This window comes from Bartonella sp. A05, assembly GCF_026930145.1.
Lineage (GTDB): Bacteria > Pseudomonadota > Alphaproteobacteria > Rhizobiales > Rhizobiaceae > Bartonella.
In genome coordinates, this window is the sequence record NZ_JANHOJ010000018.1 from 1 (window position 1) to 1,036 (window position 1,036).

Here is a 1,036-nt window from a genome sequence, read left to right on the forward strand (position 1 = left end):
CGATACGCTTACATACTGTCCGGCTCCCGGTCAAAAATTGACGGATGCTAAAACGAGAGTAAAGCGGACTTTACCGCCAAATTTTGTACTGGATGATGCATGGCTTAGACGACTGTATCAAATTGCGACTTCCACAACTGCTCTGACAACTGAGGTTGGAATATGCGGTACGTGTCTTTTACATGCTTTTCAAATAGTTGCTGAGCTTCAACAATATCAGGCAACAGGACCTTTACCCAGTGGTGGTTATTTTTTTGATACAGCAGAAGGTAGAGATCCGATGATTTCATTTCAAGCAAGATATCCTGATATTTATCGTACTATGCGCAATATTCCGACATGGAGGAGTTTTCCTATAATGTTAAGAGAAGGGCGCAATGAAATAGATCGTCGATTAATTCAGTTAACGATACGAGCTATTTTGCCAAATTATAATTGGGAGGCATCAGATATAGCTAGAAGCCAAGAAGATATTTTAAATTCTATTTACATGCTTTTAATGGCGCCTCCTGGGACAATTTGGATTGCTGTGGTGCACTATCGCTTTCTAGATGGGCGTGAAACAGGGCACGCGATGCCAATAATCCGTACTCTTAATGGAGCTTATGTCATACCAACGAATACGAGCATAAATTATGATACCTTTGTACAAAGAGCACGAGAAGTTATAACGACTGCACGTCTTTATTCGATGCTTACAGCTCCGCAGCCTCAGGCCGAGATCAGTTATTTTGTAACATTCCGGCTCAGCGAGATAGAAGAAGAACCTTTAAGTGTTGTCATGTCGCAACGCAACTGCACTGGAGATGGTGAAGATAGAAGAGGCAACAGAGAGCCTCCGAGAAGCGCTACGGTCAATCAGTGTTTAAGCGGGAGATGCACTATTCAATAAAAAACGCGGAGATTTGTTATGTTATGGATAAAACAGGTTTTTTCAGAGATTTTTTTTGCAATATGAGCGTTTTCACTATTGTGTTTGCGCGTATTTCTGCCTGTTTGCATAATCACTTATAACAAATCCCTCTGACAATGAGAT

The 1,036-nt window shown here is 41.2% G+C and carries 1 protein-coding gene; it reads left to right on the forward strand.

What is annotated here, in order from left to right:
- The coding region (locus NPX98_RS06590) for a DUF1561 family protein (RefSeq protein WP_269023354.1) at window positions 1-892 on the forward strand (892 nt) is incomplete at its 5' end.
- Window positions 893-1,036: the final 144 nt, after the last annotated feature.